The 16,297-nt window shown below is 73.5% G+C and carries 13 protein-coding genes; 1 reads left to right on the top strand and 12 read right to left on the bottom strand.

What is annotated here, in order from left to right; translation table 11 throughout:
- Positions 1–228 precede the first annotated feature (228 nt).
- The 10 genes from IG62_RS0132415 to IG62_RS0132370 form a co-directional block, all read right to left on the bottom strand.
- Positions 229–1,470 (bottom strand): sugar ABC transporter permease, encoded by a 1,242-nt coding sequence (locus tag IG62_RS0132415; protein ID WP_078872384.1) that lies wholly within the window; start codon positions 1,468–1,470, stop codon positions 229–231.
- Positions 1,467–2,243, bottom strand: a complete 777-nt coding sequence (locus IG62_RS0132410) for an ATP-binding cassette domain-containing protein (RefSeq protein WP_030811616.1) — start codon at positions 2,241–2,243, stop codon at positions 1,467–1,469. Before IG62_RS0132410 ends, IG62_RS0132415 begins: the two co-directional genes overlap by 4 nt.
- An 11-nt stretch (positions 2,244–2,254) precedes the next feature.
- The gene (locus IG62_RS0132405; RefSeq protein ID WP_030811613.1) at positions 2,255–3,349 is read right to left on the bottom strand and encodes a sugar ABC transporter substrate-binding protein; all 1,095 of its coding nucleotides are present in this window, start codon (positions 3,347–3,349) and stop codon (positions 2,255–2,257) included.
- Positions 3,346–5,757: a SpoIIE family protein phosphatase gene (locus IG62_RS0132400; RefSeq protein ID WP_030811610.1), complete on the bottom strand. Its 2,412-nt coding sequence runs from the start codon at positions 5,755–5,757 to the stop codon at positions 3,346–3,348. The genes IG62_RS0132405 and IG62_RS0132400 overlap by 4 nt, the downstream gene beginning before the upstream one ends.
- 222 nt (positions 5,758–5,979) lie before the next feature.
- Positions 5,980–7,032 carry a zinc-dependent alcohol dehydrogenase family protein gene (locus tag IG62_RS0132395; protein ID WP_051798913.1) on the bottom strand — a complete coding sequence of 351 codons (1,053 nt, stop codon included), beginning with the start codon at positions 7,030–7,032 and terminating at the stop codon, positions 5,980–5,982.
- Between the two features lie 138 nt (positions 7,033–7,170).
- Positions 7,171–7,470, bottom strand: a complete 300-nt coding sequence (locus IG62_RS0132390) for a hypothetical protein (RefSeq protein WP_030811604.1) — start codon at positions 7,468–7,470, stop codon at positions 7,171–7,173.
- A gap of 108 nt (positions 7,471–7,578) precedes the next feature.
- The gene (locus IG62_RS0132385; RefSeq protein ID WP_051798911.1) at positions 7,579–8,025 is read right to left on the bottom strand and encodes a hypothetical protein; all 447 of its coding nucleotides are present in this window, start codon (positions 8,023–8,025) and stop codon (positions 7,579–7,581) included.
- A gap of 178 nt (positions 8,026–8,203) precedes the next feature.
- On the bottom strand, positions 8,204–9,154 hold the full coding sequence (locus IG62_RS0132380) for a hypothetical protein (RefSeq protein WP_030811599.1): 951 nt from the start codon (positions 9,152–9,154) through the stop codon (positions 8,204–8,206).
- A 114-nt stretch (positions 9,155–9,268) separates the two neighbouring features.
- Positions 9,269–10,729: an amino acid permease gene (locus IG62_RS0132375; RefSeq protein ID WP_030811596.1), complete on the bottom strand. Its 1,461-nt coding sequence runs from the start codon at positions 10,727–10,729 to the stop codon at positions 9,269–9,271.
- 345 nt (positions 10,730–11,074) lie between these two features.
- Positions 11,075–11,545 carry a MarR family winged helix-turn-helix transcriptional regulator gene (locus IG62_RS0132370; protein WP_051798909.1) on the bottom strand — a complete coding sequence of 157 codons (471 nt, stop codon included), beginning with the start codon at positions 11,543–11,545 and terminating at the stop codon, positions 11,075–11,077.
- 113 nt (positions 11,546–11,658) lie between these two features.
- On the opposite strand from IG62_RS0132370, the gene IG62_RS0132365 reads away from it, so the two are divergent.
- Positions 11,659–12,069, top strand: a complete 411-nt coding sequence (locus IG62_RS0132365; protein ID WP_030811590.1) for an SRPBCC family protein — start codon at positions 11,659–11,661, stop codon at positions 12,067–12,069.
- A 51-nt stretch (positions 12,070–12,120) separates the two neighbouring features.
- Here IG62_RS0132365 and IG62_RS0132360 read toward each other — a convergent pair whose 3' ends face one another.
- Together IG62_RS0132360 and IG62_RS0132355 are read right to left on the bottom strand one after the other, a co-directional pair.
- Positions 12,121–14,583: a SpoIIE family protein phosphatase gene (locus tag IG62_RS0132360; RefSeq protein ID WP_051798907.1), complete on the bottom strand. Its 2,463-nt coding sequence runs from the start codon at positions 14,581–14,583 to the stop codon at positions 12,121–12,123.
- An 83-nt stretch (positions 14,584–14,666) separates the two neighbouring features.
- Positions 14,667–16,295 carry a helix-turn-helix domain-containing protein gene (locus IG62_RS0132355; RefSeq protein ID WP_051798906.1) on the bottom strand — a complete coding sequence of 543 codons (1,629 nt, stop codon included), beginning with the start codon at positions 16,293–16,295 and terminating at the stop codon, positions 14,667–14,669.
- Between the last annotated feature and the right edge of the window lie 2 nt (positions 16,296–16,297).

Below are 16,297 nucleotides of genomic sequence, written 5' to 3'. Positions count from 1 at the left end.
ATTCCCCCTCACGGGAGGGGACGGGCCGGAGGGGCCGGTGTTTGGGACGTAAAGCGACAGCAGTCCCAAACACCGGCCCCGGAGGCCCGTCACCGCACCCAACACCCACCCAGCCCGCCGCAGGCGCAACGGCGAGACGACCCGCGGCGGGAGAGACGGGTACGTACGGGGCGCCGCAAAGCACAACGGCGACCAAGCCCCGCGGCGGGAGAGACGGGTACGTGGGAGTCAAACCCGACCGTGCGCACGGCGGGCACGGCGGGAGAGGGAGTCGATGACGACGGCGAGGAGCAGTACTCCGCCGGTGATCATGAACTGGACGGCGGTCTGGATGCCCATCAGGGCCACCCCGGAGGCGATCGACTGGATGACCAGGACACCGAGCAGTGCGGACCAGGTCCGGCCGCGGCCGCCGAAGAGGCTGGTGCCGCCGATGACCGCGGCGGCGATCGCGTCCATCAGCAGGTTGCCGGAACCCGCGGTCTGGGTGGCCGAGGTGACCCGGGAGGCCAGGAACAGCCCGCCGATCGCGGCCATCGTGCCCGAGACCATGAACACCGAGATCCGCACCAGGTCCACGTTGATGCCGGTGCGGCGGGCGGCCTCCACACTGCCGCCCAGCGCGAAGATCATGCGCCCGTACCGCGTCCGGCGCAGCACCTGGTCGAGACCGACCAGGAATCCCAGGAAGATCAGCAGGGCCAGCGGCAGGCCCTGGAACTGGTTGAGCACGAATGCCGCGGCCAGCGAGACGGCCGCCAGCACGCCGGTGCGCAGCACGATCTCGCCGAGCGGCCTGGCCGGCACCCCGGCCGCCCGGCGGCGCCGCACGTCCTGGTAGGAGGCGAGGAAGTAGCCGGCCGTCCCGAGCGCCGCCAGGCCGTACGCGGCCACGACCGGGGTGAAGTAATAGCCGGTCAGCTGGGCGAGCAGGCCCTGGTCGTCGAGGTTGATGGTGCCGGCGGAGCCCAGGATGTAGAGCATCAGCCCGTTCCAGCCCAGCAGTCCGGCGAGGGTGACCACGAACGCGGGCACCCCGACCTTCGCGAAGAAGAAGCCCTGTACGGCCCCGATCACGGTCCCGGCGAGGACGGCCAGGACCAGTGCGAGCCCCTCGGGAACGCCCTGGTTGACGTTGAGGACCGCGAACCCGGCCGCGGCCAGACCGCTGACCGAGCCGACCGACAGGTCGATCTCGCCGAGCAGCAGCACGAACACCACTCCGGTCGAGATCAGGCCGATGCCGACGATGTCCACGCTCAGGTTCGACAGGTTGCGCGGCGAGAGGAAGTTCTCGTTGAGGCTCTCGAAGATGATCCACACCACCACCAGCCCGAGCACGACCGGGACCGAGCCCAGCTCCCCGCTGTGGAACCGGCGCCGGAGGGCCGCGAGCGGGTTGCGGCCGGTCCGCGCCGGCGCCGGCCGGGTGCGGCGCACCGTCTCCGCGCCCTCCCGTTGCCGGGTCATCGCTCCGTCTCCCAGTGCGCCGCGCGGCGGGTAACCGCGTTGTCGGTGGCCCCGGTGATGGAGGAGATGATCTGCTCGTGGGACGTGGTGGTCACATCGAAGAAGCCGTTGTTGCGGCCCAGCCGGAGCACCGCGATCCAGTCCGCGACCGCCTTGACGTCGCCCATGTTGTGGCTGATCAGCAGCACGCCGAGGCCGCGTTCCCGCAACTGCTCGACGAGGTCGAGGACCTGGGCGGTCTGCTCGATGCCCAGTGACGCGGTCGGCTCGTCCAGCAGCACCAGCCGCGGCTCGCCCAGCATCGAGCGGGAGATGGCGACGGTCTGCCGCTGGCCGCCGGACAGCGAGGCCACCGGCAGCCGCACGCTGGGCAGCCGGATGGCGAGGGTGTCGAGCAGGCCGAGCGTGACCCGTTCCATCTCCACCTCGTCCAGCAGCCCGGCCCGGCGGAGCTCCCGGCCGAGGAAGAGGTTGCCGACCACATCGAGGTTGTCGCACAGCGCGAGGTCCTGGTAGACGGTGGCGATGCCGAGGTCCTGGGCCTCGTGCGGCCGGGTGATGTGCACCGGCCGGCCCTGCCACTCGACGGCGCCCTCGTCCGCCGGATCGACCCCGGCGATCACCTTGATCAGGGTGGACTTGCCGGCCCCGTTGTCCCCGACGAGCGCCACGACCTCACCGGCGCGGACCTCCAGGTCGACGTCCGCGAGGGCCTGCACGGCGCCGAACCGCTTGAAGATGCCGCGCAGCGCCAGCAGCGGAGGTGCTGACATGGGTACCTGCCTTAGCTGGTGAGCCCCGCCTTCCGGCAGGCGGAGGCGTACTTGGGGGTGCAGATCTGGTCGATGGTGTACATACCGTCCTTGACCACGGTGTCCTTGATGTTCGCCGCCGTCACCTCGATGGGCGTGAGCAGGACGGCCGGTATGTCGTGCAGGGTGGGGCTGTTGATCCGGTGCGGGGCCAGGCGGCCGAGCCGCTCACCGCGCCCCAGGGTGACCGCCATCGCGGCAGCGGCGTCGGCCTCGGGCTTGAAGGGCTTCAGGACGGTCATGATCTGTTCGCCCTGGAGGATGCGCTGAATGGCGGGCAGTTCGGCGTCCTGGCCGGTGATCGGCGGCAGCGGAGAGATCTTGGCGGCCTTCAGCGCGGAGATGACACCGGCGGCCAGGCTGTCGTTGGCGGAGTAGACCCCGTCGATGTGGTCGGCGCCGAGCGCCGCGATCGCGGCGGTCATGTTGCCGTTGGCGGCCTCCGGACGCCAGCCGGCCGTGTCGTACGACTTGCCGATCCGCACCTTGCCGCGGAGGACGGACAGCGCACCGCGCTTGAACCACGCGGAGTTGGGATCGGTCGACGCGCCGTTCATCATCACGATCTGCGCGCGGCGCGCGTTCGGTCCGAGCGCCCGCAGTAGCGCCTCGGCCTGCAGCCGGCCGACCTTCGCCCCGTCGAACGACACGTAGGCCGAGATCGGGCCCTCCGCCAGCCGGTCGTAGGCGACGACCGGGATGCCGGCCCGGTGTGCGTCCTCGACCGAGGAGCGCAGCGACCGGGAGTCGGTGGCGTCGAGGATCAGCACGTCGACCCGTTTGGTGATCATCGCGTCCATCTGCTGCTGCTGGGTGGCGACGTCGTGCTGGGCGCTGACGGTCTCCACCGTGCACCCGCGGCACAGCTGGTGGATTCGTTGCTCGATCAGTGGCTTGTCGAAGTGGTAGAAGCGCGAGGTGCTGTCCGGCAGGAGCACCCCGATCCGCAGGGCGCCGGGGGAGGAGGCCGTCCGGTGCCCGCCACCGGCCTCGCCGCAGGCCGCCGGGCCGGCCAGCAGTCCCAGCGCGGCGAGCGCGACGACGGCCCTGCGCAGACGCCCGGTCACAACGCCGGACCCCCTTCCCCCGCCCGGGCGGTCCCGATCCGCTCGCCCGGCTGCAGGCTGATCTCGCTCCACACCTGCTTGCCGCCGCTCAGCGGCACCGAGCCCCACGACGCCGACATCGCCTCGACGAGCAGCAGCCCGCGGCCGCCGGTCGCCTCCCAGTCCACGCTCGCCGGTTTGACCGGGGCCCGCGGCGAGGCGTCGTTGACCGCGATCCGCAGCCGGTCGGCGGCCAGCGTCAGATCGAGCCGCACCTCGCCCTGGGTGTGCGCGATGGCGTTGGTGACCAGCTCGGACACCACCAGCAGCGCCACGTCCATCTCCTCGGTCACGCCCCACGTGCGCAGTGTGCGGCCGGTGAAACGACGGGCGTGCATCACCGCGTCGGGCAGCCGCCACACCGCCCAGTGGGCCCGGGTCGGGCGGACTCGCATGCCGTCGTAGCGCAGGACCAGCACCGCCACGTCGTCGTCCCGCCGCTTGGCGCTGCCCAGCAGTTCGTCGGCGACCCGCCCGGCGTCGGCCGGATCGGCGGCCGCGAGCACCTCGCACACCCGCCGCATCCCGTCCTCCAGGGGGAGGCTGGCCGATTCGGCCAGGCCGTCGGTGAGCAGCACCAGCAGCGTGCCGGGTGTCAGCCCGACCTCGGTCAGCGGGAACTCGCCCTCCGCGGAGACTCCCAGCGGCGGCCCGCCCTCGACGGTCAGCTCCTCGGTCCGGCCGTCCGGGTGTCGCAGTACCGGCGGCAGATGCCCGGCCCGCACGAACCAGGCGATGCCCTCCTCCATGTCGAGGTCCACATAGGCGCAGGTGGCGAAGAGGTCGGTCTCCATGCCGAGCAGCAGCCGGTTGGCGTGCGCGATCACCACGTCCGGCGGGTGGCCCTCCACCGCGTAGGCCCGGATCGCGGTGCGCATCTGGCCCATGATCGTGGCGGCTCCGGCGCTGTGGCCCTCGACGTCCCCGATCACCAGCGCCACATGGCCGTCGGAGAGCGGGATGACGTCGTACCAGTCACCGCCCACCTCCAGGCCCATCGTGGCCGGCAGGTAGCGGACCGCGGTGGCTGCGCCGGCCAGTGTCGGCAGGGTGCGGGGCAGCAGGCTGCGCTGGAGCATGGTGGCGAGCTCATGGCCCGCGTCCAGCGCGTGTGCGCGGACCAGGGCCTGGCCGACCAGCCCGGCGGTCGCGGTCAGCAGCGACCTCTCCTCCGGCCCGAACCGGTGCTCGGTGTCCCAGCCGAGCAGGCACACGCCGACCACCCGGCCCTCGGCCGGCAGCGGCAGGATGGCCAGCCCGCCCGGGCCGATGTCCGCGAGCCCCGGTTCCAGCTCCGCCCCCGGGGGCCACAGCGCCACATGGCCGCCCCGCAGGACGCCCTCCAGGGTGGGCAGGGCGTGACACGAGGCGTCGGGCCATTCGCTGCGCCATTCGCGCTGCCAGCTCGCGGGCCAGGACTCCGGCTCGGGGGGATCGAGGACGGTGACCACGAGCCGGTCGGCCTCCAGCTCGGCGACCCCGATGCGGCTGGCGGCCAGGGGCGGCCGCAGCACGTCGACCACCGCCCGGCTGACCTCCCGGATGGTGGTCGCACCGGCCAGCGCGGTCGACAGCCGCTGGACGACGGACACCTCGTCGGCGCTGGGGCGCAGGTACGAGGCGTCGGCGACCACCCCCAGCATCCGCTCCGGCGCCCCGTCGGCGTCGTACCGCACCCGGCAGCGCAGACTCAGCCAGCGCAGTTCGCCGTTGGGCCGGCGGATACGGAAGGACAGCTGCTGCCCGGAGACGGGCAGCCCGCCCGGTTCCACGATCGACATCAGTGCCGGAACGTCGTCCGGCGCGGTCCGCTCCAGCAGCGTCTCGACCCGCCGGTCGAACTCCTGCTGCGGGATCCCGAAGAGCTCCAGCACCAGGGCGTCCGCGTCGATCCGGCCGGTGCGCAGCACCAGCGTGAAGGCGCCGCCGCGCAGGGTGCCGAGGCCGGGGCCGAGCAGCGACTGCCGCTCGGTGCGCGCCATGACCCGGGCGGCCACCGCCTCCAGGCCCGCGGCCACCTGGTCGGCGTGCAGCTCCAACAGGTGCCTCCGGTCCTCGTCGAAGGCGTGCGCCGACTGGTCGACGACGACGAGGCAGCCCAGTCGCCTGGTGTCGTCGCCCAGCGGCAGCGCCCCGAGCGAGACCTCGCCGTGCTCGTCGAGTTCGGCGGCGCCCACCCACTGCGGCCGGCCGGTGCGGAAGGCCGCGGCGACCGGCGAGTTGCCGGACACGTCGTAACTGGCCGGCAGTCCGAAGCGGACGCCGGAGCCACCCACCATCTCGGCCAGGTGGAGTTCGCCGTCCCCTTCGACCGGGACATAGACGGCGGTCAGCTCGGCCCCGGACGACCCGAGGACCCGCGTGGTCACTGCCTGCACCGCCTCCGTACGCGGAGGGAAGCCGTTGTCGTACGCCACGGTTGCCGTATCCGCCCTCGGGGCCAGGGCTCCACCCCGCCGCCATTTCATCGGATATGCCGTAATTTACCGCTTTGCTTCCATGGTGCGGCATCCGGCGAGGCCGGAGCCAGTCGGCGTCCGCGCTGGTGCATTCCGGCACGGTGCGTGACCGAGGATCAAGCCCCCGCCGGGTCAGGTGGGCACCAGCACCGCCGCGCCCCGCACCCGGCCCGCGGCCAGATCGGTCAGCGCCTGTGGCGCACGGGCGAGCGCATACGGACTGGCGGTGACCTGGATGCCGATCCGTGCTGCGGTCCGCAGGAACTCCTCGCCGTCCTGGCGGGTGTTGGAGGTCACGCTGCGCAGATCGCGCTCGTGGAAGAGGTGGCGTTGGTAGTCGAGCACCGGGATGTCGGTGAGGTGGATCCCGGCGATGGCGAGCGTGCCCGACCGGTCCAGCGCCTCCAGTGCCACCGGCACCAGGTCGCCCACCGGAGCGAAGAGGACCGCCGCGTCCAGCGGTTCGGGCGGCCGGTCGTACGCGTCGCGCGCCGAGGTCGCCCCCAGGTCGAGGGCGAGTTGACGGGCCGCCGCCGTCCGGGTCAGCACATGGACGCGGGCCCCCTCGGCCAGCGCGACCTGCGCGGCCAGGTGCGCCGAGGCCCCGAACCCGTAGATGCCGAGCCGGCCGCCCGGCGGCAGCGCGCTGCGGCGCAGTGCCCGGTAGCCGATGATCCCGGCACACAGCAGCGGCGCCAGCTGCACGGCGCTTTGGTCCTCCGGGAGCGGATAGGCGTAGTCCGCGGGGACCAGTGCGGCCTCGGCGAACCCTCCGTCGGCGTCCCAGCCGGTGTACCGGGAGGCCGGACAGAGGTTCTCGCGGCCCGCCCGGCAGTAACGGCAGCCCCCGCAGGTGCCGCGCAGCCAGGCCCCGCCGGCCCGGTCCCCGACCCGGAACCGGCCGACCGCCGCCCCCGTGGCGACGACCCGGCCGACGATCTCGTGCCCCGGTACGGTCGACGGGCGGCGCGGCGGCAGATCCCCTTCGGCCAGATGCAGATCCGTACGGCAGACCCCGCACGCCTCGACCCGCAGGAGCAGATCGCCGGGACCGGGCGCGGGAACGGGGCGCCGCACCGCCACCAGCGGCCCCGAGGCCACCGGACCGGGCCGCCCGACGGCCCAGGCGGACGCCAGATCCGGGCCGGAGACCGGCGCCGGGGCTCCGGCCGTGTGTGCGGCCATGCGTCCAGCATCGCGCCGGGCAGGGAGGCGGACAAACGGGGGCGGAGCGCGTGGTGCGGCGACGGCGGGCGGGCCCCGGCGCACGCCGCCCCCGGCCGCCGGGCCACGGCGCCCCGGCCCTGTCGCCGCCTCACCTCGTCAGGAGGGGGAGGCGCTGCGCCCGTCGGCCGGGCTGGGCCGGTCCTTCGGGCGGAGCCGAAGGGCGCGCAGCAGTGCGGTCAGCGGCCGACGGCGTTCGCGGGCGACGGGGGCGCTGCCCGGCGCGTCCGCGGTGTCCGCCGCGTCCGGGGCGCCCGGCGCCGGATCGGCCGGGCCGCCCGACGGCGGACGGCCGGGCCGTGGTGAGGTGGCCGGGGGAGTGGTCTTCGGCCGGGGGACGGTGCGCGAGGCCTCGGCGCGGACGAGCGCGCCCAGGGCCCCGAAGATGTCGCGGGGCATACCGGTTCTCCTGCGGTGCCGGTCCTGTGAGCGGATGACGGCAGGCCGCGCCCGCCGCGCCCCGGTGGCCCGTCGACGGGCGGGGCAGGCGGGCGCGGCCGGGCCCGGTCAGCAGCGCAGAACGGTCACGCCCCCCGGAGGCGCGGCGGCGGCAAAGGCGCGGACGGCACCGGACACCGGGACGCCGCGCGCGGTACGGGCGGCCGCCACCGGTGACACCCCGAGCGCCTTGCCGGCCGCCCCGGTCGGGACGTGGTGGCGCAGATGGCAGACCGACCCCTCGTGCCGGTGGCGGACGCCGCTGCCCGGGTGCCGGTGGTCGCCGTCGGCGGACGCCAGTACCGGTGCCCGCGCGGCGCACGGCCGCTCGTCCGGTGCGGACGCGACGGGCGCCGCGGCACGGGTGGCGCAGGCCCCGGCAGTGGCACCGGCCGGCGGCGCCTCGGGGGAGCCCGGGGCGAACGCCGCGTGCAGCAGGGCCAGCAGAGCGATCAGGAGCAGCACGCGCCGGCCCCGTGTCGCCGCGGAGCGGCCGGTGCTGACGGTGTCCCGCATACGGATCTCCCCACGCTCTTCAGGAAGGGATCCCCGGTACGACATCGGGACACTCCGGAGAGACCGGAAAGAGCTCCGCATTCCACCCGTTCCGGCTACCGCCCGTACGTATGCCCCTTAATCGGACAGGTCGCCGCGGGTTTGAGCAGCCCAAGGACGTGGACGCGTGTCGCCCGACCTAGTTGTCCGCCGCGGCCCGCTCGAAGTGGTGCGTGAACCGCTCCAGGGGCTCGCCGTCGATGCTCCACGGCCAGGGCGTGGCGATGCCCCTGGTGGCCCGCAGGGCGATCGCCGCCTCGGTCATCCGGGCGGACTTGATCAGCGCGTAGGCCAGTACGTTCAGGTCCGCCATGGCCTGGGCGTGCTGCAGGTAGCCGGGGGCCGGCCAGTACCGGGCCGCCTGGTCGAGGGCCCGGGCGGCGTCCGGGCGGCGCCAGATCTCGCCCGCGCCCAGGGCGGACAGACCACCGGTGGCCACCGCCCGCTGATGGGCGCGGACCAGCGCAGTCAGTTCCAGGCCGGCGGCGGGCGCGTCCGGCGGCATGCTGTTGCGGACGCCGTCGAGCAGGTCCAGCACCAGGGCGCTGGAGCCGCATTCGTCGGGCGAGAGGTAGCCCAGGGCCTGGAGGTGCGCCTCGCGGTTCCAGGGGTCACGGGCCTTGATCTCGCGCCAGATCGCCGACAGTTCCTGGGACGGGCGGCGCTCCAGCCGCAGCACGGCCAGCTGCAGGGTCCACGGTGTGGGATCGGCGGGCGCCAGATCGGCCGCGATCCGGCAGGTCTCCCGGGTCTCGGCCAGATCGACGGCGGAGCCCGGCTCGCGGGCCCGGAGGAGATCGGACCAGGCGTGCAGCAGCAGGGCGCCCGGGTCGCGCGGGCTGTGCCGCCGCCAGATGCCGGGCAGCCCCCGGCCGGCCGACGCGGCCAGCACCGCCAGCCGGTGCGCCCTGCGGTCCCAGTCCTCGCCCGTCTCGTCGAGCAGCTGGGCCATCGTGGCCATCACGGCGGTGTCCAGCGAGCCGCGGGACCAGGCGGTCTCGACGCGCTTCCGGGTCCGGCCCAGGGTGACGTCGTCGAGTTCCGGGGCCATCCGGGGAACGTTGTCCTTGCGGCGTCTGAAGACGGGCATCGTCGTGGGCTGGCCTTCCGAGGGGGAGTCGTGGGCGGCGGGGGGCGGCGGTGAAGGGATGGTACGGGGCGGTGGCGTGCCGTGCACACCACCGCCCCTACGGTTCGCGTTCTGCTAGCGGGACAGGCCCGCCGTCTTGTCGGACCTGCCGCCGATCCGGTCGCGGACCAGGGAGATCCCGACGACCACGACCGCCAGCAGCACCGACAGCAGCACCTGGATGCGGCCGCCGCCCTCGCTGTCGTCGGTCAGCATGTAGGCCAGCACGAACGTGATCATCGCGATCGTGGCCCAGGTCAGGTACGGGAACAGCCACATCCGTACGACCAGCTTCGCCGGGTTCTCGCGCAGGATGATGCCGCGCATCCGCAGCTGCGAGAAGCAGATCACCAGCCACACGAAGAGCGCGACCGCGCCCGAGGAGTTCAGCAGGAACTGGAAGACGGTGGTCGGCCACAGGTAGTTGAAGCCGACCGCGATGAAGCCGAAGATGACCGAGGCCAGGATCGCGGCCTGCGGGACGCCGCGCGCGCTGGTCCGGGCGAAGCTCTTCGGCGCGTCGCCGCGCTGGCCGAGCGAGAACGCCATCCGGGAGGCGGTGTAGAGGCCGGAGTTCAGGCAGGACAGCACGGCGGTCAGCACGATGACGTTCATGATCTGGCCGGCGTGCGGGATGCCTATGGAGTCGAGGGCCGCGACGTAGGAGCCCTTCTTGGCGATCGAGGGGTCGTTCCACGGCAGGAGGGAGACGACGACCAGGATCGAGCCGAGGTAGAAGATGCCCACCCGCCAGATCACGCTCTTGGTGGCCTTCGTGACCGCGCGCTCGGGGTCCTCGGACTCACCGGCGGCGAGGGTGACGATCTCGGAGCCCATGAAGGAGAAGACGACCATCAGGACGCCGGTGAGGATCGCGCTGGGCCCGTGGGGCAGGAACCCGCCGTGCGAGGTCAGGTTGCCGAAGCCGGTCGCCGCGTGGCCGGTGCCGGGCAGCACACCGAAGATCGCCAGGCCGCCCAGGACGATGAAGGCGGCGATGGCGACGACCTTGATGCCCGCGAACCAGAACTCGAACTCGCCGAAGGAGGCGACCGAGGCGAGGTTGGTGGCGGTTAGGACGACCATCACGATCAGCGCCCAGGCCCACTGCGGGACGGCCGGGACCCAGCTCGTGAGGATGGCGGCACCGGCGGTCGCCTCCACGGCGAGCACCACGACCCAGAAGAACCAGTACAGCCAGCCGATGGAGAAGCCCGCCCAGCGGCCGAGCGCCCGGTCCGCGTACGCGGAGAAGGAGCCGGAGGTCGGGTTGGCCGCCGCCATCTCGCCGAGCATCCGCATGACGAACACGACCAGCGCGCCGACCAGGGCGTAGGACAGCAGGATGCCGGGGCCGGCCGCGGCGATGCCCGACCCGGAGCCGACGAACAGGCCCGCGCCGATGACCCCGCCCACGGCGATCATGGACAGGTGGCGGTTCTTGAGGCCGGAGCGCAGTCCTGACTGCTGCGACGCCGACCCGCCTTCCGTGGGTGTGGGCGGAGCGGCCAGATTGCTCTGGGGAGGTGTGGTCATTGCGACATCCGTTGAGGGGTTGGAGGGGTCATGCACGGGGTGACTGCTGGGATCGCCTCGGTCTGGACGCACGACGGGGCCGGGTGCTGGCAGGTGGCGATCATGGCCCTGTCGAATGTCGAAAGCGGCGGCACGGGGCCGCGGACTCCGGATGCTCGCGCGGGTGGGGAGCGCTGATCGCGCCGCCGCAGCGTGCCCGGCCTCCTCGTGAGAGGTGAGCGGCATCACGTCCGAATGGATTTGCGTCAGCGTATGTGGCGATGCACCGCGGCGTATTTGTGAGGGACGACAAAGTCACCCCTGATGGCTGTGCGACCGGCCAATGCGGAATCCGTTGCCGACCGCCTACGAGGGCTCCCTCCGGTACGGGGTGCGCCCGCCCTCGGCGCGTTCCCGGCGGTCCAGCTCGGCGAGCAGGCGGTGCAGGAACGCCCGGGTGTCGGTGACCGCGGACGCCGGGAGCGCGGGGGCCAGGGCGCGGTGGACGGCGGTGGCCCGCTCCGTGACGCGGGTCAGCGCCCGCCGCCCTTCGGAGGTGAGCATCAGCAGCGGGGAACCACGGTGATCCGGGTTGGGTTCGAAGGTGAGGTGGCCCAGGTCCGCGAGGTCGTTGGCCACCCGCTGCACGTTCTGCCGGCTGACCCCGAGCCGCCGGGCCGCCTGCGGCACCGTCATCGGTGCGTCCGACGCCACGCTCAGCACCTGCCACCTGGCCTGGGTGAGTCCTTCCGCCTGCGCGGTGCGCTCGCCCAGGCGGCGCAGCGCCCCGGCGGCCTCGAAGACATCGGCCACCAGCAGCGCCATTTCGTCCGGCACCCGGTCCTCCTTCCGACGCCCCTCCTCGGACCGCCTTCGCATTCTTGACAACCTCTTGTCAGAGTAGCAACGTGATGTCTATATGCACAGCACGGCACCGGAAAGGGCCCGCCATGAGCACCAGTCGCTCGGTCACCAAGACCGTCACCATCGACCGCCCGCCGGACGAGGTGTTCGCCTTCCTCGCCGACCCGGCCAACTGGCCGCAGTGGGCCGTGGTGAACGTCCGGTCCGTCGAAGCCACCGAGGACCCGCAGTGGTGGCGGATGTCCACCCCGCAGGGGCCCGCCAGGCTCCGGATCCGCCCGCACGCCACCCTGGGCGTCCTGGACCACGACTACCTCGACGACACCGCCTCCTGGCAGGTCCCCGCCCGCGTCGTGCCCAACGGCACCGGCGCCGACTTCATGATCACTTTCTTCCGCCCGCCGACCCTCTCCGACGAGGACTTCCTCGAACAGACCGCGCTGGTCGACACCGAACTGGCGACGCTCAAGGACGTACTGGAACGCCCGCGGCGGTGACCGGGCCGGACGGGCGCGCCGGCCCGCGACGATCACTGCCGGGCCGGGCCGTCACTCCGCGTCCCCTTCGGACGGCAGGTCCTGCTCCGCCCAGATGATCTTGCCGGTCGGGGTGTAGCGGGTGCCCCAGCGCCGGGTCATCTGGGCGATGATGAACAGCCCGCGGCCGCCCTCGTCGGTCGTCCGGGCATGGCGCAGATGCGGCGCGGTGCTGCCGCCGTCGGAGACCTCGCAGATCAGCCCGTCCTGCCGGATCAGCCGCAGGGTGATCGGGCCGGTGCCGTGCCGGATCGCGTTGGTGACCAGCTCGCTGACGACCAGCTCCGTGGTGAACTGCAGCTCCTCCATGCCCCATGCGGCCAGCTGCCGGCCGGCCAGCGCCCGGGCGTTGCCGACCACGGCCGGGTCGGCGGGCAGGTCCCAGGAGGCCACCTGATGCGCTCCCAGCGCACGGGTACGGGCCAGCAGCAGTGCCGCGTCGTCCGAGGGCGGCCCGGTCAGCAGCGCCTTGACCACCCGCCCGCCGATGTCCGCGAGCGGCGCCCCGGGCGGCGTCAGCGCGCCGCACAGCCGGGCCAGCCCGACCCCGATGTCCGGATCGCAGGTCTCGATCAGCCCGTTGGTGTAGAGCGCGAGCAGACTGCCCTCGGGCAGCTCACGCTCGACCGCCTCGAACGGCAGCGAGCCCAGCCCCAACGGTGGACCGGCGGGCAGGTCGACCAGCTCGACCGTGCCGTCCGGCCCGGCCACCGCGGGCGGGAGGTGCCCGGCCCGCGCCAGGCAGCACCGCCGGCTGACCGGGTCGTAGACCACGTACAGACAGGTCGCGCCCATGAAGGTGGCCGCCACCGTGGCGTTCTCGGTGTCCGGTGCCGGCTCGGCGCCGTAGGCCTTCACCAGGCCGATGACCAGGTCGTCCAGCCGGGCCAGCAGCTCATCGGGCGGCAGGTCGAGGTTGGCCAGGGTGTGCACCGCCGTCCGGAGCCGGCCCATGGTGGCCGCGGCGTTGATGCCGTGGCCGACCACGTCCCCCACCACCAGCGCCACCCGGGCGCCGGACAGCGGGATCACGTCGAACCAGTCGCCGCCCACCCCGCTCGGCGCGTCCGCCGGGAAGTACCACGACGCGACCTCCAGGGCGGAGCCGCCGGTCAGTTCGTGCGGCAGCAGGTTCTGCTGCATCACCCGCGCCGCGGTCCGCTCCCGCGTGTAGCGGCGCGCGTTGTCCACGCACACCGCGGCCCGCGCCACCAGCTCCTCGGCCAGCCGCACGTCGTCCGCGGTGAACGGCCCCAGCCGGCGCGAGCGGAAGAACGTCGCCGCGCCCAGCGTCACCCCGCGGGCCTGCACCGGCGCGACCATCACCGACCGGAACCCGTACGCACGGATCACCGCGCCGCGTGCCGGGTCCTCGGTGACCCAGGCACTGGACGCCTGGTCCAGGGCCGTCTCCACCAGGGACTCGCCGGCCAGCAGACAGCGGGTGACGGGCGAGGCGGGGGAGCGCCGTACGGCCTCGCCGACCGCCAGCCCGGCCTCCGGGCAGCCCTCGTTGACCGACTGCTGGCCGCAGCGCCGCATCAGCAGACTGCTGTCGACCGGCCCGGGCACCGGTTCGTCGCCGCGGAGGACCGAGTCCAGCAGATCGACGGCGACGAAGTCGGCGAGCGCCGGCACGGCGACCTCGGCCAGCTCCTGGGCGGTGCGGGTGACGTCCAGCGTGCTGCCGATCCGGGCGCTGGCGTCGTTCAGCAGGGCCAGCCGCTCCTGCGCGCGCCAGCGCTCGGTGACGTCGATCACCATGTACCAGATGCCGATCCGCCGGCCCTGCGGATCCGTCAGCCCGAAGAAGGACGCCGAGTAGGCGCGTTCCTGGCTGGGGTCGGCGTAGGTGGGGCTGCGGAATTCGTAGTCCATCACCGGGGTGCCGGTGCGCAGGACCCGCAGCATCCGCTCGTGGAAGGCTTCCGCCTCCAGCGGCGGCAGGACCTGGTCCACCGTCCGCCCCAGCCGGCGTTCGAGGGGGATCAGCCGCTCCAGCACGTCGTTGACCCACACGTAGCGCAGCTCGGTGTCCAGCACGGCCATGCCGACCGGGGCGTGCGCCAGGAACGGTTCGAGCATCAGCTGGTTGACCCCGCCGCCCGGCGTCCGCCACTCCTCCAGGGCGAACACCGACCACCGCTCCCCGCCGGCGCCGTCGAGCACCGGTGTGACCTGGACGGCCAGCTGCAGATCGCGGCCGTCGCGGTGGCGCGCGGCCACCGAACCGCCCCAGCCGTCGCCGGTCCGGCACCACGCGGCGACGGCGGCCGCCCGCTCCTTGTCGCCGGGCAGCGCGAGCAGTTCCGCCGCGGGGTGGTGGAGGATCTCCTCGGCCCGGTAGCCGAGCAGCCGCTGCGCGGCCAGGGTCCAGGAGACGATCAGTCCCTGTGCGTCCAGTTCGGCCGTGGCCGCCTTTGCGAGGTCACCCGCCCGGCCGGAAGCGCCCGGCCGTGCCTTGTCGGAGCTCATGATCGCCAGTCCGTCGGCTCAAGGGAGCATCTCGGCCAGTCTAGGAGTTTTACCGACCGACAGCCGCTGCACTCGGTGACGGATCAGGGGGCCGGCGGCAGCCGCAGCTGCAGCATGGCCAGCAGGCGCTGGTCGGGGCGGCCGAGGTCGAGGCCGGTCAGCTCCTCGGCCCGCCGGATCCGGTAGCGGAGGGTGTTGGGGTGCACGTGCAGCTGGGCGGCGGCGGCCCGGACGTCGCCGAAGGCGTTCAGATAGGCGAGCACGGTCTCGGCCAGCTGACCCTGGTTGCGGCTGTCGTGCGCGACCAGCGCGGTCAGCCGCGGATCACGCATCTCCGGATGGCTGGCGAGCAGCGTCAGCACCTCGCTGACCAGCACCTCCGCCTGGATGTCCGGCAGCGCGGCGACCGTGGTGGCGACGCCCACGCTCACCATGGCGTCCAGGATCCGGTCCGCCTCCCGCCGCGACTCCGGGACCTCGCCGAGCGCCGGCACGATGCAGCCGACCGAGCCGCGCAACGACAGCCCCAGGTGGCGACGGACCGCGTCGGTGATCTCCTGACCCCAGCAGCGCAGGGTGCCGAGGTCGATGCTGCGCGGGAGCTGCGGCAGCAGCACATAGATCCGGGAGTCGGCCTGGGTGACCAGGGCGCTGCGGTGCCGGGCGGCGGTGTGCACCGAGACCAGATTGCCGACCTCGGCGCGGGCCAGTTCCGGCGGCGGGGCCTCGGTCCCGTAGGAGAAGCCCAGGACGGCCGCCGGGCGGGCGGCGTCGAGGCCCAGGTGGGAGGCGAGCGGCTGCGGCCCGGTGGTGCCCTCCAGCAGCCCGGCCGCCAGGGTGCGGGTCAGCGTGAGGTCCGCTGAGAGCTCCCGGCGGCGGCGCACGAGATGCTGTGCGGCCACCCGGGCCGCGCCCAGCAGCGCCTGGTCGCAGTGGTCGGTCAGCGGCGTCGAGCCCTCCTGCACCCAGATGGTGCCCAGCTGCCGCTCCCCGGACCGGATCGCCACCGCGAGCCGGGCGCGGATGCCCAGCTCCGGATGGCTGTCGATGCGGATCACCTCGTCGGAGGCGCGCAGCCGCTGGAAGACCCCCCACTTCCGGAGCCGGGCCAGATACGCCTCGGGGCCGTGCCAGCCCAGGATGGACAGCCGCCGCAGATCGTCGACCTCGTCGGAGTCGGTGGAGCGGGAGTACGCCAGCACGCGGTTCGCGGTGTCCTCGATACTGACGATGCCGCCGGTGAGGACGGCGGTGGTCTGGGCGAGCGAATACAGGTCGCCCTCCTCGTCGCCTGCTCCGGGCAGCCCCGGCGGCGAGCTCTCCAGGGCCGCCCGGGCCAGTGCGTCGATCTGCTCCCAGCGTGCCTCACTGCGGACGGACAGCAGCGCGATCCCGGCCTCGACGGCGGTCTCGCTGAGCGCCGCCGCCTGCCCCGGGGCGTCGAGCTTGACCGCGACCGCGGCCGCCCCGTCGCGCCCACCGGCCCGCAGCGCGGGGAACGCGGCGCGGCCGCGGGCGCCTATGGCGAGGATCAGCTCGCCGGGGCGGGCCAGCGGCGGATCCTCGGGGTCGAGCAGGGCGACGCTGCGGATCTCGACGTCCAGCCCGGCGGGCGCCGCCTGCAGCTCGACCAGCGGCTCGCCCAGCGACATCAGCAGCTGGCGCAGGCTGATGCCGGTTCGGGGTGGCGATGCCGCCGCGGCTGTGTCCATGA

It is taken from the genome of Streptomyces sp. NRRL S-337, assembly GCF_000720175.1.
Lineage (GTDB): Bacteria > Actinomycetota > Actinomycetes > Streptomycetales > Streptomycetaceae > Streptomyces > Streptomyces siderophoricus.
Note: the sequence above shows the minus strand (reverse complement) of the source record. Positions and strands in the feature narration are given on the sequence as shown.